This window comes from Roseivivax sp. CAU 1761 (assembly GCF_054482755.1).
This window is the reverse complement of record NZ_JBTLRM010000002.1, coordinates 71,727-94,355: the sequence shown is the minus strand read 5'-3', so window position 1 is coordinate 94,355 and position 22,629 is coordinate 71,727. Positions and strand designations below refer to the sequence as shown.

23 protein-coding genes and 1 pseudogene are annotated in these 22,629 nt (G+C 71.0%); 3 read left to right on the top strand and 21 right to left on the bottom strand.

Annotated elements, in window-relative coordinates:
- Window positions 1-5: 5 nt before the first annotated feature.
- From ACXYMW_RS02175 to ACXYMW_RS02160, 4 genes are all read right to left on the bottom strand, one after another.
- The gene (locus ACXYMW_RS02175) at window positions 6-1,463 is read right to left on the bottom strand and encodes a TolC family protein (protein ID WP_459033648.1); all 1,458 of its coding nucleotides are present in this window, start codon (window positions 1,461-1,463) and stop codon (window positions 6-8) included.
- Window positions 1,460-1,684, bottom strand: coding sequence for a hypothetical protein (locus ACXYMW_RS02170; RefSeq protein WP_459033647.1), 225 nt, complete (start codon window positions 1,682-1,684; stop codon window positions 1,460-1,462). The genes ACXYMW_RS02175 and ACXYMW_RS02170 overlap by 4 nt, the downstream gene beginning before the upstream one ends.
- Before the next feature lie 77 nt (window positions 1,685-1,761).
- The gene (locus ACXYMW_RS02165) at window positions 1,762-2,154 is read right to left on the bottom strand and encodes a hypothetical protein (RefSeq protein WP_459033646.1); all 393 of its coding nucleotides are present in this window, start codon (window positions 2,152-2,154) and stop codon (window positions 1,762-1,764) included.
- A 181-nt stretch (window positions 2,155-2,335) separates the two neighbouring features.
- The gene (locus ACXYMW_RS02160) at window positions 2,336-2,971 is read right to left on the bottom strand and encodes a hypothetical protein (protein WP_459033645.1); all 636 of its coding nucleotides are present in this window, start codon (window positions 2,969-2,971) and stop codon (window positions 2,336-2,338) included.
- 32 nt (window positions 2,972-3,003) lie between these two features.
- On the opposite strand from ACXYMW_RS02160, the pseudogene ACXYMW_RS02155 reads away from it, so the two are divergent.
- Both ACXYMW_RS02155 and ACXYMW_RS02150 read left to right on the top strand, forming a co-directional pair.
- Window positions 3,004-4,077: pseudogene (locus tag ACXYMW_RS02155) on the top strand (aldehyde dehydrogenase family protein).
- 11 nt (window positions 4,078-4,088) lie between these two features.
- The gene (locus tag ACXYMW_RS02150) at window positions 4,089-4,505 is read left to right on the top strand and encodes a cupin domain-containing protein (protein WP_459033644.1); all 417 of its coding nucleotides are present in this window, start codon (window positions 4,089-4,091) and stop codon (window positions 4,503-4,505) included.
- Window positions 4,506-4,729: 224 nt separating this feature from the next.
- On the opposite strand, the gene ACXYMW_RS02145 is transcribed toward ACXYMW_RS02150, so the two are convergent.
- The 17 genes from ACXYMW_RS02145 to ACXYMW_RS02065 form a co-directional block, all read right to left on the bottom strand.
- The gene (locus ACXYMW_RS02145) at window positions 4,730-5,119 is read right to left on the bottom strand and encodes a MerR family DNA-binding protein (protein ID WP_459033643.1); all 390 of its coding nucleotides are present in this window, start codon (window positions 5,117-5,119) and stop codon (window positions 4,730-4,732) included.
- Between the two features lies 1 nt (window position 5,120).
- Window positions 5,121-5,930, bottom strand: coding sequence for an HpcH/HpaI aldolase/citrate lyase family protein (locus ACXYMW_RS02140; RefSeq protein WP_459033642.1), 810 nt, complete (start codon window positions 5,928-5,930; stop codon window positions 5,121-5,123).
- The gene (locus ACXYMW_RS02135; protein ID WP_459033641.1) at window positions 5,927-7,126 is read right to left on the bottom strand and encodes an MFS transporter; all 1,200 of its coding nucleotides are present in this window, start codon (window positions 7,124-7,126) and stop codon (window positions 5,927-5,929) included. Before ACXYMW_RS02135 ends, ACXYMW_RS02140 begins: the two co-directional genes overlap by 4 nt.
- Window positions 7,123-7,884 (bottom strand): GntR family transcriptional regulator, encoded by a 762-nt coding sequence (locus tag ACXYMW_RS02130; RefSeq protein ID WP_459033640.1) that lies wholly within the window; start codon window positions 7,882-7,884, stop codon window positions 7,123-7,125. The genes ACXYMW_RS02135 and ACXYMW_RS02130 overlap by 4 nt, the downstream gene beginning before the upstream one ends.
- A gap of 3 nt (window positions 7,885-7,887) precedes the next feature.
- Window positions 7,888-9,066: a CaiB/BaiF CoA transferase family protein gene (locus ACXYMW_RS02125; protein WP_459033639.1), complete on the bottom strand. Its 1,179-nt coding sequence runs from the start codon at window positions 9,064-9,066 to the stop codon at window positions 7,888-7,890.
- Window positions 9,063-10,214, bottom strand: a complete 1,152-nt coding sequence (locus tag ACXYMW_RS02120) for an acyl-CoA dehydrogenase family protein (protein WP_459033638.1) — start codon at window positions 10,212-10,214, stop codon at window positions 9,063-9,065. Before ACXYMW_RS02120 ends, ACXYMW_RS02125 begins: the two co-directional genes overlap by 4 nt.
- A 15-nt stretch (window positions 10,215-10,229) precedes the next feature.
- Window positions 10,230-11,648: an MmgE/PrpD family protein gene (locus ACXYMW_RS02115; protein ID WP_459033637.1), complete on the bottom strand. Its 1,419-nt coding sequence runs from the start codon at window positions 11,646-11,648 to the stop codon at window positions 10,230-10,232.
- A gap of 17 nt (window positions 11,649-11,665) precedes the next feature.
- Window positions 11,666-12,934, bottom strand: coding sequence for a TRAP transporter large permease (locus tag ACXYMW_RS02110; RefSeq protein ID WP_459033636.1), 1,269 nt, complete (start codon window positions 12,932-12,934; stop codon window positions 11,666-11,668).
- Window positions 12,935-12,937: 3 nt separating this feature from the next.
- On the bottom strand, window positions 12,938-13,468 hold the full coding sequence (locus ACXYMW_RS02105) for a TRAP transporter small permease (protein ID WP_459033635.1): 531 nt from the start codon (window positions 13,466-13,468) through the stop codon (window positions 12,938-12,940).
- 25 nt (window positions 13,469-13,493) lie between these two features.
- A complete protein-coding gene (gene dctP, locus ACXYMW_RS02100; RefSeq protein ID WP_459033634.1) occupies window positions 13,494-14,486 on the bottom strand; it encodes a TRAP transporter substrate-binding protein DctP in 993 nt (330 codons plus the stop codon).
- 50 nt (window positions 14,487-14,536) lie between these two features.
- Complete coding sequence (locus tag ACXYMW_RS02095; protein WP_459033633.1) at window positions 14,537-15,043, bottom strand: MaoC family dehydratase; 507 nt, start codon at window positions 15,041-15,043, stop codon at window positions 14,537-14,539.
- A gap of 191 nt (window positions 15,044-15,234) precedes the next feature.
- Complete coding sequence (pdxA, locus tag ACXYMW_RS02090; protein ID WP_459033632.1) at window positions 15,235-16,215, bottom strand: 4-hydroxythreonine-4-phosphate dehydrogenase PdxA; 981 nt, start codon at window positions 16,213-16,215, stop codon at window positions 15,235-15,237.
- Window positions 16,216-16,240: 25 nt separating this feature from the next.
- Window positions 16,241-17,197, bottom strand: coding sequence for a phosphoglycerate dehydrogenase (locus tag ACXYMW_RS02085; RefSeq protein ID WP_459033631.1), 957 nt, complete (start codon window positions 17,195-17,197; stop codon window positions 16,241-16,243).
- A complete protein-coding gene (locus ACXYMW_RS02080; RefSeq protein ID WP_459033630.1) occupies window positions 17,197-18,084 on the bottom strand; it encodes a dihydrodipicolinate synthase family protein in 888 nt (295 codons plus the stop codon). Before ACXYMW_RS02080 ends, ACXYMW_RS02085 begins: the two co-directional genes overlap by 1 nt.
- Before the next feature lie 11 nt (window positions 18,085-18,095).
- Complete coding sequence (locus ACXYMW_RS02075) at window positions 18,096-19,580, bottom strand: tripartite tricarboxylate transporter permease (protein ID WP_459033629.1); 1,485 nt, start codon at window positions 19,578-19,580, stop codon at window positions 18,096-18,098.
- Window positions 19,581-19,671: 91 nt separating this feature from the next.
- Window positions 19,672-20,625: a tripartite tricarboxylate transporter substrate binding protein gene (locus tag ACXYMW_RS02070; protein ID WP_459033628.1), complete on the bottom strand. Its 954-nt coding sequence runs from the start codon at window positions 20,623-20,625 to the stop codon at window positions 19,672-19,674.
- A 44-nt stretch (window positions 20,626-20,669) separates the two neighbouring features.
- Window positions 20,670-21,119, bottom strand: coding sequence for a tripartite tricarboxylate transporter TctB family protein (locus ACXYMW_RS02065; protein ID WP_459033627.1), 450 nt, complete (start codon window positions 21,117-21,119; stop codon window positions 20,670-20,672).
- Window positions 21,120-21,497: 378 nt separating this feature from the next.
- Here ACXYMW_RS02065 and ACXYMW_RS02060 point away from each other — a divergent pair, with 378 nt between their 5' ends.
- Window positions 21,498-22,616, top strand: coding sequence for an iron-containing alcohol dehydrogenase family protein (locus ACXYMW_RS02060; protein WP_459033626.1), 1,119 nt, complete (start codon window positions 21,498-21,500; stop codon window positions 22,614-22,616).
- Window positions 22,617-22,629: the final 13 nt, after the last annotated feature.

The following is a 22,629-nucleotide window of genomic DNA, read 5'->3' as shown; positions in this document are numbered from 1 at the left end:
TTCCCTCAATGTCCGGCGCCGCCGGCCTCGGCCGGGGCGGCGACGCCGCCCGACGGGCTGGCGCCGGCCCCGCCGCCGCCATGGATCGCCGCGCGCATCGCGGCATCGGCGCGCCAGAAGTCGGCGCGCGCCTGCGCCTCGGCCTGCGCCGCGGTCAGGCGGGCGCGGGTGTCGGCGATCAGGTCGAAGGTGGAGGTGATCATGCCGTTGTAGCTGAGCAGCGCCTCCTCGGCGATCTCGCGCCGGAGCGGCAGGACCGTGCTGCGGTAATGCCGGGCGATCTGGTGCGTGCCGAGCCAGGCGTCATGCGCCGCGCGGGCCTCGGAGCGGACCTCCACGGCGCGCTCCGCCAGCTGGTGCGCGACCCGCAGATAGGTGAGCTCACCCTTGCGCCGCCGCGCCTCGCCGCTGTCGAAGATCGGGATCGGGAACTCGATCTCCAGATTGCCGGTGGTCTCGCGGCGGGTCTCGCCGTCCTCGATCTCGCGCTCGGTCTCGAGCCCGGCGACGAGGTCGAGATCGCCGAGGATGCGGGTCGCCTCGGTCAGCCCGTGCTCGCGCGCCACGGCCTCGAGCTCGAGCCGGGCGATGGCCAGATCGACGCGCTGCGCCAGCGCCGCGGCCTCGATGTCGCGACGCGGCGCGACGCCCGGCAGGCCGGGCAGGCGGTCGGGCACGAGGTAGGTTAGGTCGGACCCCCAGAGCCCCATCACCCGGGTCAGCGCCTCCTTGGCCTGCCGCGCCGCGAGCCGGGCCTGGGCGCGCTGGCCCGCCAGCTCGGCCTCGAAGGCGAATTCGCGCGTTTGCCCCGCCGCGTTGAGAAACCCGGTGCGCCCCAGCTCGGCGGCGAGCTCCGCCGCGGCCTCCGCGGTGCTCTGCGCCTCGCCCACCAGATGCGCCTGCTCGAAGGCGGCGACGGCGTCGATCCAGGCTCTGCGCGCCTCCTGCGCGACGCGCAGGGTTTCTTCCGCCGCGGCCAGCTGCGCCTGCCGGAAGCGGGTGTCGGCGATGGCGGTGCGCCGCTTCTGGGTCTTCCAGGCCAGCAGGTTGGCGGCGATCGCGCCCTCGATGGCGCGGAAGGCCACCGCCTCGGCGCCGATCCCGGTCAGCCCGAGCGACAGCGTCGGGTTGGGCCGCATGGTCGATTGCCAGACCTCGGCCGAGCTGAGGCCGATCTCGGCATAGGCGGCCTGCAGCCCCCGGTTGTTCAGCAGTGCCACCTGCACGGCGGTGTCGGGACCGATGGTCCGGCCCTGCACGCGGGCGGAGACGCGGGCGGCGTTCTGCTGCACCTCGGCGGCGGATTGCAGCCAGACCGCCTGCCCGCCGGTGACCGCGCTGGTGCGGCTCGCGACGGTGGCGAAGCCGGCCTGCCGGTCGGACAGGAAGGCGCGCTGCTCGGGCGTGGCACAGGCCGAGAGCGTCAGCGCGCCGGCCATCGCGGCCAGTGTCAGGCGCCTCACGGCTGACCTCCCGCCGGCGATTGCCGGTCATTCAGGTCGCGCCACGGATCCGGCGCGCCGGCCCGGCGGGGCGTGTAGCCGGTCAGCAATGCGGGGGCATGCGAGGGGGCCAGCTGGACGGGCTGCGCGGCCTCGGCCAGGGGCGCGGGGTCGGGCAGCGTGGCCACCGGCGCGCAGCCGGCCACCACGAGCGGCAGGGCCGCTAGGGAAAGCAGTTTCATCGGGAATCCTGAACCGATCGATCGTCATGGAGCGGGGTCCGGCCATGGGCCGGTTGCCTCGCGCGGGCGAAATCGGGTCAGGCGTTGGGCGGTCGGTGCAGCTCGCCCGCCCGGCGCGGGAAGGCGGCCCGGTCGGCGGCAGGCCCGAACCAGGCGGGATGCGCGAAGATCAGGCGCTGCGCCACTCTCGGCTCAGGCGCGTGCGGCCCGGCCGGCGCCGCGATGCAGCCCGCATGGTCGCCGGCGACGGGTTCGCCATGGGGCCCGGTCATGTCATCCGTGGCGGAAGGCTCCGCCCCATGCGACGCCCCGTGATGCGCCACGGCGACCGCGTGGACATGGCCGTCGTGACCGGCCGCCTTGCAGCCGAACTCCCCGGCCGCGCTCGCCGGCGCAAGACCGGCCAGCAGCAGCCCCAGAGTCAGGAGCAGCGCCGGAAGGTGTCGCAGAGGGGCGGCGAGGATCGACATGCGGTGACTAAGCGCCGGAAGAGCGGCCGCCGCAAGACACATTTTGCGCAGCTTGCGCGCGGACGGTTCGGCTGTGACCCGTTGGGCAGTGTTCCGCCGGCCGGGACCGCTTCGCGGCCGGCGGTGTCCCGTAATGCCGGCACCGGGCGGCGGTGGCTCTAACCCGTGCGGCCCGGGGTCCTCAACATGTGCGCCGATCCCGGTTTGGGGCGCCTCTCTGCGGTCCCAACCTGCGCGCCAGAAGGGCCGGGATGACGCCGCCTTGCCGCAGGAGTTCGACCTCGCGGAGGGTCTCCACGGCGGCGCGGCAGCGTATGCCGCGGCGCCCGCCGCCCGGCCGAAGATGCCCGATCTCGAGCGGACAGCCCGGCGACAGCGTCACGGGGCCGACGTCGATCCGGAAGCGATCCGCCGGGCCGATGCCGGCCGCTTCCGGCACCCAATCCTCGTCGATCGCGACGGGCAGCACGCCCATGCCGATCAGGTTCTGCCGGTGGATGCGTTCGAAGCTGCGGGCAACCACGGCGCGGACGCCGAGCAGCGCCGGGCCCTTGGCGGCCCAGTCGCGGCTCGACCCCATGCCGTAGCGCTCCCCGGCCAGCAGGATCGACGACCCGCCCGCGGCGCGCAGCCGGTCCGCGGCCTCGAAGGCCGGCAGGCGGCTGCCATCCGCCAGTTCGGTCCAGCCCGGCGGCAGGTCCGGGGCGACGACATTCCGCGCCAGCCGGTTGGTGTAGAGGCCGCGCAGCATCACCTCCCAATTGCCGCGGTAGGCGGCGTAGACGTTCAGGTCGCCGGGCTCCGCGCCGCGGGCCACCAGCCAATGCCCGGCCGGGCTCTCGGCATCGACTGCTGGCGGACGAGGAGATCGCCTCCAATGCCCGCCACTCCGCGGTGGGCTACGACCCGCTGGGCGTGGTGCTGGCGGTGATGCCCTGGAACTACCCGTTCTGGCAGTTCTACCGCTTTGCCGCCCCGGCGCTGGCCGCCGGCAACGGCGCACTCCTGAAACACGCCGCCAACGTGCCGCGCTGCGCCCTGGCCATCGAAGACGCGATGCGCGCAGCCGGCTGCCCCGAGGGGCTGATGCGGGCGCTCTTGGTGCCGGCCAGCGCGGTCGCCGGGCTGATCGCCGATGACCGCATCGCGGCGGTGACGCTGACCAACTCCACCCAGGTCGGCCAGATCGTCGCGGCGCAGGCCGGCGCCGCGCTGAAGAAGCAGGTGCTGGAGCTCGGCGGCTCCGACCCCTTCATCGTGCTGGAGGATGCCGACGTGGCCGCCGCCGCCCGCGTGGCCGTCACCGCGCGCTTCCTCAATGGCGGGCAGTCCTGCGTGAACGCCAAGCGCTTCATCGTTCACGCGGCGGTGCTGCAAGAGTTCACCGACCGCTTCGCCGCCGGCATCCGCGCGCTCAGGGTCGGCGACCCGATGGACGAGGCCACCCAGATCGGCCCGATGGCGCGGGCCGGGCTGCGCGACGAGCTGCACGACCAGGTCACGCGCTCGATCGGCGAGGGGGCAAGGCTGGCGCTCGGCGGCACACCCCTTGACGGCCCCGGCAGCTAATACGCGCCGACGCTGCTGACGGAGGTGATCCCGGACCACACCGCCTTCCGGGAGGAGCTCTTCGGCCCCGTCGCCTCGGTCATCCGCTGCGCCAGCGCCGAGGAGGCAGTGACGCTCGCCAATGAGACCGAATTCGGCCTCGGCGCGGCGCTCTGGACCTCGGATGCGGAGCGCGCCCGCGCTCTGGCGCGCGAGATCGACGCCGGCGCGGTCTTCGTCAACGGCATGGTCGCCTCGGATCCGCGGCTGCCCTTCGGCGGCATCAAGAAATCCGGTTACGGCCGCGAACTCGGCGCCCACGGCCTGCGCGAGTTCACCAATATCAAGACGATCTGGACCGGCCCGGCAGAGTGAAGGAGACCCCGATGACCAAGACTGCCCCCGCCATCCTAAGCCCCGATACGCTGCCGGTGAATGACCGCGGCAACGGCGCCCGGACCATTCCGCTGGTGACCCGCGCCTGCGGCTCCACCAGCCTGATCAACGGCATCACCGCCTTCGACCCCGGGGCGCGGATCGGCCTGCACTACCACAATTGCGAGGAGTCCGTTCTAATCCTCGAGGGCGAAGCGGTGGCCGAGATCGGCGGTGCGCGGCACGCGCTGAAGGCCGGCGACACCACCTGGATCCCGGCCGATGTCCCGCACCGTTTCCTGAACGAAAGCGACGCGGTGATGCGCATCTTCTGGACCTATGCCGATATCGATGCGACCCGCACCATGGTCGCGACCGGCGCCTGCCAGTCGATCGACGAGGAGCACGCCCGGGCGGTGCGGCTGTGATCCGCGGCAGCGTCCCGCTCGCCATCGCCCCGGCCGGGGCCGCCTCGTTCGAGGCCGCCGTGGTCTAGGTCCGTTTGTCCGAGGGCAAGTCCCGCGCGGACCATGTGACCCGGTCGAGAGCCGCGTCGAGGCGCGGTTTGCGGCGCGCGCGGGGCAGGCCGTCCGCGACGTCCGGACAGGGCGGCGGCCAGGCGGCCGCGCGCGCACGGGTTTCGCTTGTCGCGTCAGGCGTGGCGTCTGGCGGGCCGGGGGAGAACCTCGTCGATCTCGGACAGGATGGCGGACAGCTCGTCGCGCTCGGCGGCCAGGGCGCGGCGCTGGCGACGGAGTTCGGCATGCCAGCGGGCGGCCTGCGCGGCCGGTCCGTCGGTGTCGTAGATATTGAGGATCTGGCGGATGTCCTCCAGCCGCAGCCGGAGGCGCCGGCCGCGCAGCGCCAGTTCCAGCCGCACCTGCTGGCGCGCGTCGTAGACGCGGTCGGGTCCGCCGCGGTCGGCGGTCAGGATCTCCAACGCCTCGTAGTGCCGCAGCGTCCGGGGAGTGATGCCGAAGCGCGCGCAGACATCGTGGAAGCGCAGCGGGGCACGGGTAACGTCGGGGCCGCCGCCGTCCATCTCAACGGCCCTCCGCGACCGCCAGCACCCGGGCGGCGCGGTCGATCACCGGGCGGTCCACCAGCTTGCCGTCGAGGCGTATGGCGCCGCGCGCTCCGGCCTCGGACGCGGCGGCAACGATGCGGCGGGCGGCGGCGATCTCCGCCTCGCTGGGCGCAAAGCCGCGATTGATGCCCGCGACCTGCCGGGGATGGATGCAGAGCTTGCCCGCCATGCCGAGGCCGCGCGCCGCGGCGCAATCGGCCGCCAGCGCCTCGGCATCGTCGAGCGCCAGCGTCACGCCGTCGACCGGCCCGGCAAGGCCGGCGGCGGCGGAGGCCAGGACCAGCGCGGACCGGGCATGGGCGAGGCCCGCGGACTCGTCCTCGATGCCGCAATCGGCCATGAAATCGATTGATCCGAAGAGCAGCCGCGCGACGCCCGGCTCTGCCGCGATCTCGCGCGCGGCGTAGAGCCCGGCGGCGGTCTCGATCAGCGGCAGCAGCGGCACGCCGGGGCGCAGCGCGGCGAGGACGGCGCGGCAGGCCTCCGCGCTCTCGGCCTTGGGCAGCAGCACCGCGGCGACGCCGGGATGGGCGGCGAGGGTCAGGTCCTCGGCATGCAGCTCCGTCTCCGGCGGGTTGATCCGCAGCGACGCGCGGTTGCCGGCGTCGAGCCAGGCGGCGATCGCGGTGCGGGCCTCAGATTTGGCCTCCGGACGGACCGCGTCTTCGAGGTCGAGGATGGTGCAATCGGCGCCGGCGGCCAGGGCCTTGTCGAAGCGGTCGGGCCGGTCGCCGGGCACGAAGAGGAAGGATCGGGCATGGTTCATCTCGGGGACTCCGTCAGTCTTGCCGCGCGGTCCGCGCCGCCGCCGAACAGCAGCGCGAGGGCCATCGCGGCCATCATGGCCGAGGCCGCGGCGAAGGCCGGGCCGTAGCCGAAATGCTCGACCAGCGCTGCGAAGGCCGGCGGCCCGGCGACGACGCCCGCATAGGTCATGAAGAGCGCCGCGCCGGTGGCGGCGGCGACCCGGCCCGGCGGCGCGATGCGCGCCACCTCGGCCAGGAAGACGCCGTTCCAGCCGATCGCCGCCGCCCCGAAGAGCGCCGAGACCGCGCCGAGCAGCAGCAGCGCACCGGCATCGGTGCCTTGCGCGAAGACCGCGGCGCAGACCGCGGAGAGGGCGGCCAGGAGCGCCAGCACCTGCCGCGCCGTGGCGAAGCGGTCGGCGCACCATCCCCAGAGCAGCCGGCCCGCGACGCCCGCCGCCTGCGCCACGGCAAGGGTCGCCCCGGCCTGCGCCAGCGGCAGCCCGCGCGCCTGCGCCAGATAGGTCACGAGAAAGCCGGTCAGGATCAGCTGCATCGCCGCGAAGACGAAGGAGGTCAGCGCCAGCCCGCGCAGGCCGGGATCGGCCAAGAGCGTCTTCAGCGCGGGCGGGGCGCCGGTGCCGCCGCCGCGGCGGCGGTCGCGGTCGAGCACGGCGCGCAGCGGCTGCGCCGTCAGCGCCACCAGCAGGCAGGACACCGCCGCCAGCCCCAGGGCCGCGCGCCAGCCGAAGGCCAGCGCGAGGGGGGGCAGGGTCAGCCCGGCGAGAATGCCGCCCAGCGGCACCCCGGTCTGTTTCAGCGAGAAGACGAAGCCCATGCGATGCGCCGGCGTGCTTTGCGCCAGGAGGTGCGAACTGGCCGGCGTCACCACGCCGTAGCCGAGGCCGATCAGCAGCGATCCGGCGGCGATGGCGGGCAGGCTACCGGTCAGGCAGACCGCCAGCCCCGCCGCCGCCAGCGCCAGCGCGCCCTGGCTTGTGCGCAGGGCGCCGTGCCGGGCGATCACCCTCCCGGCGGCGAGGCTCGCCAGCGCCGCGGCGCCATAGACGAGGCCGACCTGCACGCCCACCAGCGTCGCGCGCGTGCCGATCCGGGCCGCCACGTCGGGCGCCAGCACCGGCCCGGCGAGCGCCGCGGCCGAGATCATCGCCTGGATCGCGATGGTCGCGGCCAGGACGGTCCAGGGCGATCTCACGAGCGCTCCTGCACGTCGGCCTCGACCCTAAAGGTGTTGGAATAGCTGAAGCGTTCGCCGGGATGCAGCGAGATCGCGGTCTCGTAGACCTCGCCCGATGCCGCGATGTAGGTGCGGGTGATGCGCAGCCCCGGCGCGCCCTCGGGCACCCCCAGCCGGGTCGTCGCCTCGGGCGTCAGGATCACCGCCTCGATGGTCTGGCGGATCTCGGCGGTGGTCAGCCCGTAGCGCCGCTCGATCAGCGCGTAGATCGGCTCGGTCGGCGCGGCGAGGTCATCGAGGATGCCGCGGTAGGAGCGCGCGATCCAGATCTCGGTGAGCGCGATGGGCCGGTCGTCGTCGGGCATGAAGCGCTCGCCCCAGAGGTGCAGCCAGCCCTTGCCCTCGGGCGACCCGATCAGCTGCGCGAGCTCGCCCTCGGCGGTCACGTCCTCCGACCCGGTGACGCGCAGGCTGACATCGCGCACGTAGCGCATCAGGTCGGAGGCGCCTTCGCCGGCCTGCACGTAGCGTGCCGCGATGCGGTCGGCGCGCACCGTGGTGCCGATGCCGGCCTGCCGCGACAGCAGGCCGAGATCGACCAGCCGCCGCAGCGCCTCGCGCACGGTGTGGCGCGAGACGTCGAATTCGCGGCAGAGGTCGATCTCCGGCGGCAGCAGGCTGCCCACCGGGTAGCGCCCGGACTGGATGTCTTCGAGAAGCGCCTCGGCGAGCGCGGCATAGCGGGTGCGGCCGCCGAAGCGTGTGTCCTTCTCCATGTCTTACCCCACGGATTCCTTGTGTTTCTCGGGCAGCATACCGATCGCGCCGAGGATGTCGTCGGTGTCCGCGCCGAGCGCCGGACCGGGACGCAGCGGAAGCGTCTCGCCGGGGCAGCGGATCGGGCAGGCGACGGTGCCGATGGACCCGCGCGTCGGGTGCGGCACCTCGGCGATGGTGCCGCGGGCCCGCGCGAAGGGCGCGTCGAGCGCCGAGCCGATGTCGTGCACCGGGGCCGCCGGAACCTTGCCGCCGAAGCGGGCCATCCAGCCCTCGGTGGTGTCGGCCTGCAGTGCGGCGTCCAGCGCCTCGGTCAGCGCGTCGCGGTTGGCGAGGCGGGCCTTGAAGTCGCAGAAGCGCGTGTCGGTGGCCCATTCGGGCCGGCCGATGGCGGTGCAGAGGATGCCCCAGAACTTCTCCTTGTTGCACATGATGAAGATCCAGCCGTCGCCGGTCTTGTAGAGCTGCGAGGGCGTCAGCGAGGGATGCGCGGAGCGCGGGTGCCGCCCGGTGTTCACACCCTCGTTGAGATACCAGGTGGCGAGGTAATTGAGGTTGTGCATCGCGACCTCGTAGAGCGAGGTGTCGATGTCGCGGCCCTGTCCCGTGCTGCGCGCCCCCAGAACGGCCGAGACCAGTGCCAGCGCCGACATCGTGCCGGTCATCATGTCGATGATCGACAGGCCGAAGCGCGAAGGCGGCTGGCCCGGCTCGCCGGTGACCGACAGGTAGCCCGCCTCGGCCTGCATCAGGTAGTCGTAGCCCGGCCAGTCGGCGCGCTCGCCGTCGCGGCCATAGGCCGAGAGGTGGCAGCAGACGATCGCCGGTTTGATCTTGCCGAGCGCGGCGTAATCGAGGCCGAGCTTCGCCGGCAGGTCGCCGCGCAGGTTGTTGAAGACCGCGTCGGCACTCTCCACCAGCCTGTGCAGCGCGGCGCGACCGTCCTCGGATTTCAGGTCCAGCGTGATCGACTTCTTGTTGCGGTTGAAGGCCTGGAAGAAGTGGCTGTCGCCCTCGCCGAAGAAGTAGGGGCCGACCAGCCGGCCGACATCGCCGCCCTGCGCGGCGTTCTCGATCTTGATGACCTCGGCACCGAGATCGGCAAGGTGCTGGGTGCCGAAGGGACCGGCGCCGTATTGTTCGACCGCGAGCACGCGCAGCCCGTCGAGGGGGAGGCTCATGCCGGGTTCCTTTCGATCTGCTGCTTGGCGATGATGATGCGCTGCAGCTCGTTGGTGCCCTCGCCGATGGTCAGGAGCGGCGCGTCGCGATAGAGGCGTTCGACGTTGTATTCCTTGGAATAGCCGTAGCCGCCATGGATCCGCATCGCGGCCGTGGCGTTTTCCAGCGCCGCCTCGGTGGCGAAATATTTCGCCATGCCGGCCTCCATGTCGCAGCGCTCGCCGCGGTCATAGGCGCGGGCGGCCGACAGCGTCAGCAGGCGCGATGCCTCGGTCCGGGTGGCCATCTCGCCCAGTTGCAGCTGGATCGCCTGATGCTCGCAGATCGGCTTGCCGAAGGTCTTGCGGATCTGGCTGTAGCGCGTCGCCTCGTCGAGCGCCGCCTGCGCCACGCCGACGCCGCGCGCGGCGACGTTGATGCGGCCGAGCTCCAGGCCCGAGAGGATCTGCTTCAGGCCCTGACCCTCGACGCCGCCGATCAGCCGGTCCACCGGCACGCGGTAGTCCTTGAACTCCAGCTCGCAGGTGTCGATGCCGCGATAGCCCAGCTTCTCGAGCTTGCGGGCGACGTTGAAGCCCGGACCCTTCTCGGCGATCAGCAGCGACATGCCGCGATGGCGCGGCTCGGCCTTGGGGTCGGTCTTGACCAGCAGCGCGATACAATTGCCGTATTTCGAGTTGGTGATCCAGGTCTTGGTGCCGTTGACGACGTAGGCGTCGCCGTCGCGCCGGGCGGTGGTGCGGATCGCCTGCAGGTCGGTGCCGGCGTCGGGTTCGGTCAGGCCGATGCCGCCGCGCAATTCGCCGGTGGCGAAGCGCGGCAGGAACTCGGCCTTCTGCTCGGGCGTGCCGGCGCGCTGCACCGCGGCGGCCATGATCAGGTGGCTGTTGACGATGCCCGAGACCGACATCCACGACCGTGCCAGCCGCTCGATGATCCGGGCATAGACCTCGGTCGAGAGGCCGAGTCCGCCGTGCTCCTCGGAGATGATGCAGCCGAAGAGGCCCATCTCCTTCATCTTCTCGACGATCTCGGCGGGGTATTCGTCGCGCGCCTCGAGGTCGTGCACCACCGGGTCGATCTCGGTGAGGCAGAAGCGGTCGACGCTGTCTAGGATCATGCGATCCTGTTCCTGCATGCCGGTCATGTCTCGGGTCTCTCCTCAGCGGGCCTGGCCGGCGAGCAGGCGTTCCAGCGGCGCGAGGTGGTCGGCGGTGTCGAGGCCGAGCACGGCCTCCCGCAGACGCTCGGCGCGGGCCGGGGTCCAGCTCATGCAGGCGTTTTCGGTGAACTTGGCGGTGATGTCGGCGGCCGAAAGCGGCCGGTCGGAGGCGCCGCGGTTGATGTCCTCGCGGTGGCGCAGCTCGCGCCCGTCGGTGGTGCGGATCACGACCTCACCACTGTAGTACTTGGGGAAGCGCGAGTTCGGATCGACCGCGTGGCGCACCTTCGGCATGAAGGCCAGCATCTCGGGCGCGGTATAGGCGGCCGGGTTGAGGTCGGGCAGGCCGAAGCGGCCCCGTAGGAGGCCCGAGGCCACGGCGTAGGGGATGGAGAACTGCGCGTCGTAGCCGTTCTGCGGCGCCACCTTGGTTTCGCGCGGCTCGCAAACGGTCTTGATGACCTCCTCGGGGACCAGCGCGGTGACTTCCGCTATGTCCTCGGCGGCGAGCCCGTGTTCGGCGTGGAGCGCCACCGCCGCATCGGCGCAGGCATGGGTGAAGTGGCAGGCCGGCATCGGTTTCACCGCGACGTGGCCGACCTCCCAGACGCTGCCCAGCCCCTCGGTGGCGAGTGCCAGGTCGGCCCCCTCGGCGCGGGGGCCGAGATAGGCGTTGTAGAGGCCGAAGCGTCCCTCGTAGACCGCCTTCGGCGCGACGAAGCCGTGCCGTGCCATGGTGACCGCGGTGATCGCCGCGGCGGCGGCCCAGCCGGGATGCATCCGCTTGGTCCAGGCGCCGTCCTGCAGAAATTCCAGCGATCCGCCGGCCATCGACAGCGCGATGCCCTGCGCGCCGGCAAGCTGCGCCGCGGTCAACCCGCGCAGCCGCCCGGCGGCGATCACAGCGCCGAAGATGCCGATCAGCCCGGTCGGGTGGAAGCCGACCTGGTGGAAGCCGCCGCGCGCGACGCTGCCGAGCCGCGTCGCGACCTCCATGCCGGCGATGTAGGCGGTCTGCATCTCCGCCCCGCTGGCGCCGGTCTCCAGCGCCATGGTCAGGGCCGCCGGCAGCACCGGCGCGGTGGCGTGGATGACGCCGGCGGTGTGCGTGTCGTCGTAGTCGAGCCCGTGGATCAGGAGCCCGTTGAGCATCGCCGCGTCGCGGGGCGCCAGCTGCGTGCCGAAGCCGATGACGCGGCGGGTGCCGCCGCCACCAAGCTCGCTCAGCGCGGCATGGGCGCGGTGCGCGAAATCGTACTGGGTGGAGGCCAGCGCGATACCGAAGGCGTCGAGCATCAGCAGCCGCGCGCGCTCGGCGGTCTCGGCCGGAATGACGCCCGGCGCGAGGTCGGTGGCGAAGCCGGCCAGCGTCTCGGCGATGGTCGCCTCTGCGCGGGTGTCGGTCGTCGTGTCCTTCATGGTTTCCTCCCGAGGGGTCAGACGAGGGCGAGCGAGATCGCCGGGATGAACGAGATGAGGCCGAGCCCGAGCAGCCGGACCGCGTAGAAGGGCAGCACGCCGCGGGCGACCTCGTGCACCGGGATGCGGGAGATGCCGCTCATCACGAAGAGATTGAGCCCGATCGGCGGGGTCAGGGTGGCGATCTCGACATTGGCGACGATGATCACCGCGAAATGCACCGGATTGATGCCGAGCGCCTGCGCCATCGGGAACAGCAGCGGCGCGGTCAGCACGATGAGCGCGATCCCGTCGAGGAACATGCCCATCACCAGGAGCACGAGGTTGATCGCGATGATGAACTGCCACCATTCGAGGCCGGCCTCCTGCAGGGAGGCGACGAGCTGCGCCGAGACCCCCATGCGCGCCAGGATGAAGCCCAGGAGGCTGCCGCCCATGACCACCGCGAAGATCATCGAGGTCTGCAGCAGGCTCTCGCGCGCCGTCGTCCAGATCCCGCGGAGGTTCACCGAGCGGTAGACCACGAGGCAGAGGAAGGCGGCATAGGCGGCGGCGAAGGCCGAGACCTCGGTCGGCGTCATGAAGCCGGTGTAGATGGCGCCGAGGACCAGCACCGGCATCAAGAGCGCCGGCACCGTGCGCGGCGCCAGCCGGGCGAAGCGGGTCCAGTCCGGCGCCTGCGCCTTGGCGCCGTAGCCGCCGCGCCGGCTCAGCCAGAAAGTCGCCACCGACAGCAGGATCGCCTCCATGATGCCGGGCAGCAGGCCCGCGATGAACAGGGTGTCGATGGGCAGCCCGACGATGGAGCCGATCAGGATGAAGCCCAGCGACGGCGGGATCATCAGCCCCAGCGTGCCGCCGACGGCGACGATGGCGGCGGCGAAGCGCGGCGGGTACTTCTCCTCGCGCAGGCCGGCCACGGTGGAGCGGCCGATGGCCGCCGCCGAGCCCACCGAGGAGCCCGAGACCGCGGCGAAGAACACCGAAGCCGTGAGCACCGTCAGCGCCAGCCCGCCGCGCACCGCGCGCACCACGGCACCGACGAAGTCGATCATCAGCGCGGCGATCTGGCCCCGCATCATCAGGTTGCCGGCGAGGATGAACATCGGAATGGCGATCAGCGGGTAGGAATTGACCGAGGAAAAGGCGGTCTGCGCGATCACCGTGGCCGGCACGCCGCTGACCGACAGAACGATCACCGCGGTGACGAGGCCCAGCACCGTGGCGACATGCGCGCCGAGCGACAGCAGGACGAGGATCAGGACGAGGGCGATTGCCAGGATCATGGATCAGAACTTTCCGGCGGCGCCGTCGTCGTCCTCGAAGAACGGATCGCGGCCCTTGAGCGCGCGCCAGAGCACGCGGAGATAAAAGATGGCGAGCAACGCGGCGCCGATCGGCATCGCCATGAAGACCAGCCACATCGGCAGTTCGAGGTTCGATTCCGACAGCATGCCCATGGTGTAGTAGCGCCGGATTTGCGGCAGGGCGCCCCAGAACAGGATCGCCGCGAAGCCGAGCCCGATCAGCCCGGCAAGACCGCCGGCAATCACCCGCAGCCGCTCCGGCAGCAGGCTGACCACGAGGTCGCTGCGGATGTGGTAGCCGCCCGCGCCGGCCGCGCCGAGGGTCAGGAAGAAGGCCCAGAGGATCATGAAGCGCACCGCTTCCTCGGCCCAGAACCAGCTGTGGTCGAAGAAGGCGCGGCCGCCGGCCTCGACCAGCATGATCAGCGTGGCGGCGATCAGCAGCACGGTGCCGGCGGCGGTCAGCGGGCCCTGTTCGAAGCGGTCCCAGGGGGTGCGGCGAACCGGCGGCACGGGGCCGCCGGTCGCCGGAGCGGACTCAGCTGGGCGCGCCACACTCGGCCTCCAGCGCTTTCAGGGCCTGGGCCGCCTCGGGGTGGCTCTCGGAGAAGCTGGCCGAGGTGCCGGCGGTCAGATCCTTCCACGCGGCGATCTGGGCTTCGTCCGCGACCACCAGCTTGGCGCCCTGCGAGGTCATCTTCTCCAGCGATTCCTTGTCCTTCTCGATGGCTTCTTCCCACTGCGTCTCGGTGATGCCGTCGATGCTCGCCTGGATGGCCTCGCGATGCGCCTCGGGCAGCGCCTGGTACCAGGCGTCATCGACCACCACCGCGTAGGTCAGGATCGACAGGCCGGGGACATAGAAGGCGTTCTGGCCGGTCATGCCGATCATCTCGGCCCAGCCGGCGGGCGAGGTGAAGACGCCGTCGATGGCCCCCTGGCTCAGGGCGGTGGACATCTCCGAGGCCGCCATGGAGACCGGCGAAATGCCGAGCGCGTGCATCGTGTCCTGCACCACCCGGCCACCGGTGACCCGCACCTTGGCGCCGTCGAGGTCTTCCATCGAGGCGACCTCGCGGTCGGAGAAGATGAAGTAGAGATCGGCGGTGCGCAGCAGGCCCAGCACCCGCAAACCGGCCTTCGACAGTTGCTCGGTCATCAGGTCGCGGATGCCGGTCTTCATGCAGGCATCGGCCATCATCTCGTCGGAGATTGCGAAGGGCAGATTGATTGCCCCGGTCTCGGGCGCCACCGTCTCGAGCCGCACGGAGACCGGCCAGACCATCTGCACCGCGCCGGTGCCGAGCGCCGCCAGCGCGGCCTGGTCGGAATAGATCTGCCCGGAGGGGAAGACCTTGACCTCGATCTCGCCGCCGGTGGCTTCGCCCACTTCTTCGGCAAAGCGGTTCATGTAATCGGTCTTCCAGTGGCTGGCGGCGACCTCGCTCGGCAGCACCAGTTCGGCGGCCGACGCGGCCCCGGCCAGCATCGTCGTCGCGGCGAGCGCCGCGGCAAGCGTCTTGAATGTCATGGATGATCCTCCCTCGGTGTGATGCGCCGCACTCCCCTGCGCCGCGTAAGTCAGTAATTCGTCGGGCTCTCCGCATCGGCGGCCCGGCTCTTGATCAGGGCCGAGCGCTCGAAGCTCATGAACACGGTGTCGTCGTGCTTCTTGCCGAGCGTGCGGACGCGCACGATGCCCTGGCCGGGGCGGGAGCGGCTCTCGCGCTTCTCCAGCACCTCGCTCTCGGCATAGATCGTGTCGCCGGAGAAGACCGGCGCCATCAGCTTGATCTCCTCCCAGCCGAGATTGGCGATGGCCTTGCCCGAGACCTCGGGCACCGACATGCCGAGCACCGTCGCCACGGTCAGACCACTGTTGATCAGCAGTTTGCCGAACTCGCTCTGAGAGGCGAAATGCGCGTCGCAATGCATCGGATGGTAGTTCATCGTCATCAGCGAGAACTGGATGTTGTCCTGGTCGGTCAGGGTGCGGCCGGGGCGATGCTCGTAGATATGCCCGACCTCGAAATCCTCGAAATAGAGCCCGATCTCGCCCCTGAACCGGTTGGGTCCCACTTGCCGCATGCGCTGTTCCCGACTTTCACCTAATATTCGTATGTCCGGACATTTGCCGATCGAAGGCCCCAAGTCAAGCGTCGGTTTGCCGGGCGCGGCGATCGGCGGATGAGGGCCGCGCTGCGCCGCTACCCGGCGCCGCCGCCCGGGGAGGGCCCCCGGACCCTGACGCGGCGCCCGCCGATCCTGGCGCGCCGGTTTCAGGCAGCCGCGCGGCGCCGCGCCGCAAGACGGCCGGCATAATCGAGCGCGGCCAGCATGTTGACGTGATTGGCACGGCCGGTGCCGGCGATGTCGAAGGCGGTGCCGTGATCGACCGAGGCGCGGTCGATGGGCAGGCCCAGCGAGACGTTTACCGCGGTGTCGAAGGCGATGAGCTTGATCGGGATGTGGCCCTGGTCGTGGTACTGCGCGATCACCAGGTCGAAGGCGCCGGTATTGGCGCGGTGATAGACCGTGTCGGCCGAAATCGGGCCCTCGACGTCGATTCCCTCGGACCGCGCACGGGCCACGCCGGGAGCGATCTGGTCGTCATCCTCGCGTCCGAACAATCCGCCCTCGCCGCAATGCGGGTTGATCCCCGCGACGGCGATGCGCGGGCGCGCGATGCCCATGCGGCGGAGATGCGCATGTCCGGTGCGGATCGTCTCCAGCACCTGCTCCGGGGTGGCCCGGCCGATGGCGTCTTTGAGCGAGACATGGGTGGAGACGTGCAGCACGTTCAGCGTCGGCGAGGCCAGCAGCATCCACGATGACCGGCACCCGGTCAGGTGCGCGAGCATCCCGGTATGGCCGTCATAGTGATGCCCGGCCGCGTTCAGCGCCGCCTTGTTGATCGGCGCGGTGACGATGCACGCCGCCGCGCCCGCTTGCGTCAGTTCGACCGCCTTCTCGATGTATCGGAACGACGCTTCGCCGCAGGCCTCGGACAGCTGCCCGAAGGCGCCGGGCAGGCCCGGGGTCGGGACCTCGATCACCCGGACCCCGTCGCCGCCCGCCTCCGGCGAGAGCGTCAGCGACAGGCCGCAGGCGCGGACCGCGCGGTCCAGCGTGTCGGCGTCGCCGATCACCGCGTAGCGGGCCCGCTCTTCGGCCGACAGGCTGGCCAGCGCCTTGACGGTGACCTCGGCGCCGACGCCGGACGGGTCACCCATGGTGATGACGATGGGGGTGTCGGACATTGCGTCCCTCCTTAACGGGAATGGCTCAGCGGGCGGCCAGGTCGTCGCCGTTCAGGCAGCGCGGCGGGGTCCGGCCGGCGAGCAGCGCGTCGAGGCTTTCGATCACCATCAGGCCGACATTCTCCAGCGCCTCGCTTGTGTCGGCGCCGGAATGCGGGGTGAAGATGGCGTTCGGGTGGGCGAAGACCGGGTGCGATATGTCGGGCGGCTCGGTCACATAGGCATCGACGGCGACACCGCCGAGGCGGCCCGCGGCGAGAGCCTCGGCCACCGCATCCAGATCGACCACCTCCCCGCGGGCGAGGTTGATGAGCTTCGCGTCCGGCTTCATCCGCGCCAGCGCCGCGGCGTCGAGCAGCGCGGCATTGCCGGCGCCGCCGAAGACGTGCAGCGAGACGTAGTCGGCGCGCGCCAGCAGGTCCTCGAGCGGCCCGAAGGTGACGCCGTGCTGCGCCGCGAAGTCCTCGTCCGGGAAGCGGTCGGTGGCGATGACCTCCATCCCGAGGCCGAGCGCCAGCTTCGCCAGTCGCTTGCCGATGTTGCCGAGGCCCACGATGCCCAGCGTCTTGCCGCCCAGCTGCGTGCCGATGCGCCGGTCCCAGCCGCCCGAGGTGACCGAGGCATGGCCCTGCGGGATGAAGCGCGCCATGGCGAACATCAGCCCCACGGCCAGTTCCGCCACCGCGTCGGCATTGGCCGCGGGCGTGTTGCAGACCGGCAGGCCGGCGGCGCTGCAGGCGGGAATGTCGATGTTGTCGACGCCCACGCCATGCTTGAGCACGCCGCGCAGGCGCGGCCCGTGGCGCAACGTGTCTGCCTCGACCGGCACGAGGCCCACGACCAGCGCGTCGGCGCGGGGCAGCGCGTCGGCGACCTCGACCGCATCCGCGCAGCGCACCAGCTCCCAGCCGCGTTCGGCGATCAGGTCGGGGACGCGGCCATGCTTGCCGAAACCGGGCGAGGTGGTGACGATCACCGCCATCAGACGAGCCCGTATTTGGCGAGGATCGCCGCGATCTGGCGGTCCTGTTCGGGATCGGGCAGCAGCGCCGGCTGGCGCGAGGCGCCGACCGAATTGTCCATCACCCAGAGCGCGCGTTTCACCAGCGCCGGCGGGTAGCCCAGCGTGTAGAGGTCGCTGCGGAAGGCGCCAAAGGTCTCCTGCGCCTTGGCGGCGCCGGCCTCGTCGCCGGCATTGAAGCAACGCACGATCTCGGCCAGCACCTCGGGCAGGACGTTGCCGAGGCCCGAGATGGCCCCGCGCGCGCCGTTCCGGAACGCCCAGTGCACCAGGTGGTCGGGGCCGGAATAGACGTCGAAGCCGTCTTCCTCGCGGCCCACCGCCATGTACTGCTCCAGCGTCTCCTGCGCGCCGCCCGAGTCCTTGATGCCGGCGATGTTGCCGTGGCGGGCGAGCGTGCGCGCGGTCTCGGGCGCGATGTGGTTCTGGGTGCGCGCCGGGATGTCGTAGAGGTAGACCGGCGTTTCGACCGCGTCGGCCGCGGCGGTGAAGTGGCGCACCAGACCGTCCTGCGTGCAGGCGATGAAGAAGGGCGTGATCACCGCGATGCCGTCGACGCCGAGCCGGTCGACCTCGCGCGCCAGCGCCACCGTCTCGAAGGTGGCGGGCATGCCGGCATTGACGATGACCTTGGCGCGACCCGCGACCTCGTTCACCACCTCGCCGGTCAGGCGCACCTTTTCGTCAAAGGTCAGGGCGGAGAAATCGCCGTTGGTACCGGCGCACATGATGTTGTTGCCGGCCGCGACCTGGCGGCGGACCTGCGCGCGCGTAGCGTCGTAATTGATGGTCTCGTCGTCGTTGAAGCAGGTGACGAGGGCGACGAAGGCCTCTTTGGGCGCGGTCATGAGAGCGGTCCTTAAAGGTTGGGAGCGGCGCGGCGGCGCAGCAGCGCGCGGGACAGGGCGGGCCAGCCGGCCGACAGGAGCGTCAGGCCGAGGAACAGCAGGCAGATCGGGGTGGAGATGAAGGCCAGCACGTTGTCGTCGTTCTGCAACAGGCCCCGGCGGAGGTTCGATTCCAAGAGGGGCCCGAGGATCAGCGCGATGCAGAGCGCGGCCTGGCTGAAGCCGAATTTCTGCATCCCCCAGCCCAGCACGCCGAAGCCCACCATGGTGTAGAGGTCGACCGGGTTCAGGTTGATCGCGAAGGAGCCGATGAAGCAGAAAACCACGATCGACATGGCCAGGAGCCGGCGCGGGATCATCAGGATGCGCGAGAAGAGCGGGATCAACGCCATGCCGAAGACGAACATGAAGATCGTCGCGATGAAGGTGCCGCCGAACATGCCGACCACCACGTCGGGGTTGGTCTGGAACAGCATCGGTCCCGGCGCCAGACCCTGGATCAAGAGACCGCCCATCAGCACCGCGGTCACCACGTCGCCGGGGATGCCGAGCGCCAAAAGCGGGATCAGCGCGGCGGCGCAGACGGCGTTGTTGGCCGATTCCGTGGCGGCGATGCCGGGGGCGTAGCCGGTGCCGAACTTCTCGGGCGTCTTCGAGGCGCGGCGCGTCTCGTTATAGGCGATCCACGACGCGGTGCCCGAGCCGGTGCCGGGGATGATGCCGATCAGCGTGCCGATCAGCGAGCCGCGCACCAAAGCGCCGCGGCTCTCGGACATGTCGGCACGGCTGGGCCAGCGCCCGGCGACGCGCTTGATCGGCGCCTCGTCGGCGGCGATGCGCTCCATCTGGGAGAACACCTCGGACAGCGCGAAGAGGCCGATCAGCGCCGGGGTAAAGGCAAAGCCCGAGGCAAAGCCCTGCACCCCGAAGGTGTAGCGCAACACGCCCGAGATCGGGTCGGCGCCGACGGTGGAGATCAGGATGCCCAGGAGGCCCGAGATCGCGCCTTTCAGGAGATCGCCCGAGAGCGAGGCGATGATGGTCAGCCCGAACAGCGCCAGGGCGAAATATTCCGCCGCGCCGAATTCCAGCGCGATGCCGGCCAGCTGCGGCGCCAGCGTCGCCAGCACCACCGCGGCCACCAGCCCGCCGATGGTCGAGGCGATGGTCGCCATGCCGAGCGCCTTGCCGGCCTCGCCCTTCTGCGCCATCGGGTAGCCGTCGAGCACCGTGGCGGCGGAGGCCGGGGTGCCCGGCGTGCGCAGCAGGATCGAGGAGACGCAGCCGCCGTAGATGCCGCCGATATAGATGCCGATCAGCATGTTCAGCCCCATCACCGGGGTCATGCCGAAGGTCAGCGGGATCAGCAGCGCCACGCCCATCGTGGCGGTCAGTCCCGGCAGCGCGCCGATCACCAGCCCGCCCAGCGTGCCGGCCGCGATGGTCAGCAGGATCTGCGGGTTCAGCAGCGGCGTGAGAAAGGCAAGGGTTTCCATGGCGTCCCCGGCGACAGGTCGGAAGGCCCGCGCGGCGGCGGGACGGGTGGACGGGGGCGCCGCGACGGGCGCCCCCGGAGGGCTCAGCGCCTCAGTTGTTCAGGCCCAGCATGTCGAGGTCTTCCAGCACCGCTCGGGTCATCTCGGCGTCGCGGGCGGCGCGGGCGGCAAAGGCTTCGCCGTCCTCGAAGGTGACGAACTCGCCCATATCGGTGAGGGTGGTGCGGAACTCCTCGTCATTGGCGACCTGCTCGACCGCGTCGCGCAGCCAGGCGAGCGTCGCCTCGTCCATGCCCTTGGGGCCGATCAGGCCCTTCCAGGACGACCAGGTGAAGTCGACGCCCTTCTCCACCGCGGTCGGCGTGTCGGGGAAAAGGTCGATGCGCTCGTCCTCCATGACGAAGAGCGGCGTCATCTGGCCGGCCTCGGCGGCGGCCAGCGCCTCGGCCGGGGAGGCGACCATGGCGTCGATATGGCCGCCGATACAGGCGGTGCGGGCCTCGGAGGAGCCGTTGAAGGGCACCGACTCGATCTCCATGCCCGCGGCGGCGGCAAAGGCCTCGGCCGAGATCTGGTTGGCGCCGCCGGCGCCCGAATTGCCGATCTGCGGCTTGCCGGACTTGCCGGCCTCGACGAAGCCCTCGTAATCCGAGAAGGGCGCATCGGCGCAGGCCACCATGACCTGCAGCGAGCGGGCGAAGAGGCCGATGAACTCCACGTCCTCGAGCTGGTAGTCGGTGCCGCCGATCAGCGGCTTGATCACCAGCGGTCCCTGCGCGCCGGCGCCCAGCGTATAGCCGTCGGGGCGTGCGTTGATCGCCGCGGAGGAGCCGATGGCACCACCGCCGCCGGGCTGGTTGCGCACCACCACCTGGCCGTCGAAGAGCCGCTCGAACGTGTCGGCGACGACGCGCAGCGACAGGTCGGTCGAGCCGCCGGCGGAGTAGGGCACCACGACCTGGATCGGGCGCTCGGGGAACTCGGCCTGGGCGGCGCCGGCGGCGAGGGCCGCGACGGCGGCCGCGGTAAACGTGGTTCTGAACATGAAGTCTCCTCCCTTGGATGTCTCGTCGTGTCGTGTGTGGGGTGTCAGGGCAGCCAGACCGAGAGCAGCTCGGTGAAGCCGAAATAGATCGCCAGCGTCATGCCGACGGGAAACAGGATCACCACCAGCCAGTTGCGCTCGCCCAGACGGATCAGGCCGAGCACGAAGGCGGCGAGGGTGGAGGGCAGGTAGCCCACCGGCATGAAGGCCACCGCGTAGGCGATCATCAGCAGGGTGAAGCCCGCCATCGCGGCCAGCGTGCGGCGGCCCGGCATGGCGAGCTCGGCGCCGCCATCCCCGCGCAGGGCGCGCAGGATCAGCGCCAGGGACAGAACCGCGATCAGCGCGATCACCAGCCAGGGCACGAAGCTCGGCCCGGCGGCGGAGGAGCTGAAGCCCTGCTTGATGTAGGTCGTCCGCCAGGCCGCTGCGCCGCAGAGCGCCAGCAGGCCGCCGCCGATCCACAGATCCGCCTGTCCCTCGCGCAATGCCATGCTGTCCTCCCGAACCGGCGTCCGGGGCTGGGGCTCCGAACCATGGCGGGCACCATGGCGACTACCAAACAACATGTCAACTGTGAAAACCGGATTCTGTTATCGGCGTCGAAATCAGCGCGGAATTCTTGCTGCGCATCCTCCTGCTCATCGCCAGGGAGCAATCTAAAATAGCAATAAAACAAGGTCTTATTATAACTCCACGCTGGTTTCTACGTGAGCCCCGCGCGCGATCACTTCACAAAATCCGCGGAATTTCCTATTTGACAACTTGTCACTCACTTGTCAGAGATCGGCGCAAGGCGCGACCGCCGGTTCCGCTGCCCGGCAGCGCCCGCCCAGCCCGGTCCCGCGATCTGCGTTCCGAGGAGGACAGCCATGACCACCCTGACCACCCCCATCGACCTGCGCCGTCCGGCGCTTGTCCGCTATGGCAGCGGCACGCGGGACAGCCTCGCCGGCTGGGTGGCGGCGGGCGGCTTTGCCCGCCCCGTGGTGATCGCCGACCCGGTGAACGCGGCGCGTCTCGACGTGCTCGGCCTCGGCGCGGTGGCCTGTTTCGGCGGGGTGGTGCCGGAACCGGCGGTAGACAACCTGACCAAAGCCGTGGCCGCGGCCGCGGATGCGGACCTGATCATAGGCTTCGGCGGTGGCTCCGCGATGGATCTCGCGAAGCTCGTGGCGGTCATGGTGGGCCGCGACGTGACGCTGGCCGAGATCAGCGGCCCCGACCGCGCGCCGCCGCGCCGGGTCGGCCTGGTGCAAATCCCCACCACCGCCGGGACCGGCTCCGAAGTCGGCACGCGGGCGCTGGTCACCGATCCCGCGACCAACAGCAAGATCGCCACCGAAAGCCCGGAGATGCTGGCCGATCTGGCCATCGTCGACCCGGACCTGACGATCTCGGTGCCGCCCGCGGTCACCGCTGCCACCGGCGTCGACGCCATGGCGCATTGCGTCGAGGCCTATACCTCGAAACGCGCCCATCCACTGGTCGACGGCTACGCGCTGCAGGGGATCGAGCTGGTCGGGCGCTACCTCGCGCGCGCGGTCGAGGACGGGCAGGATGCCGAAGCGCGGGCGGGCCTCTCGCTCGCGGCGCTCTACGGCGGGATTTGCCTCGGGCCGGTGAACACCACCGCCGGCCATGCGCTGAGCTACCCGCTGGGCACCCGCTACAGGCTGCCGCACGGCATCGCCAACGCGCTGATCTTTCCGCATGTTCTGGCCGCCAACGCCACCGCCCGGCCGGAAAAGACGGCGGCCGTGGCGCGCGCGCTCGGCTTCGACGGCGGCTGCGAGGACGCGGTGCGCGCCGGGGCAACGGCCTTCTGTGCGGGCCTCGGGCTCGACATGCGGTTGCGCGCGCACGGCGTGAAGGCGGACGCCCTGCCGGACATGGCCGCGGAGGCGCATGGCATCCGAAGGCTGCTCGACTGGAACCCGCGCGAGCTCTCGGTGGCGGAGATCGAGGCGATCTACCGGCGCGCCTGGTAGGGCGCGATGATCC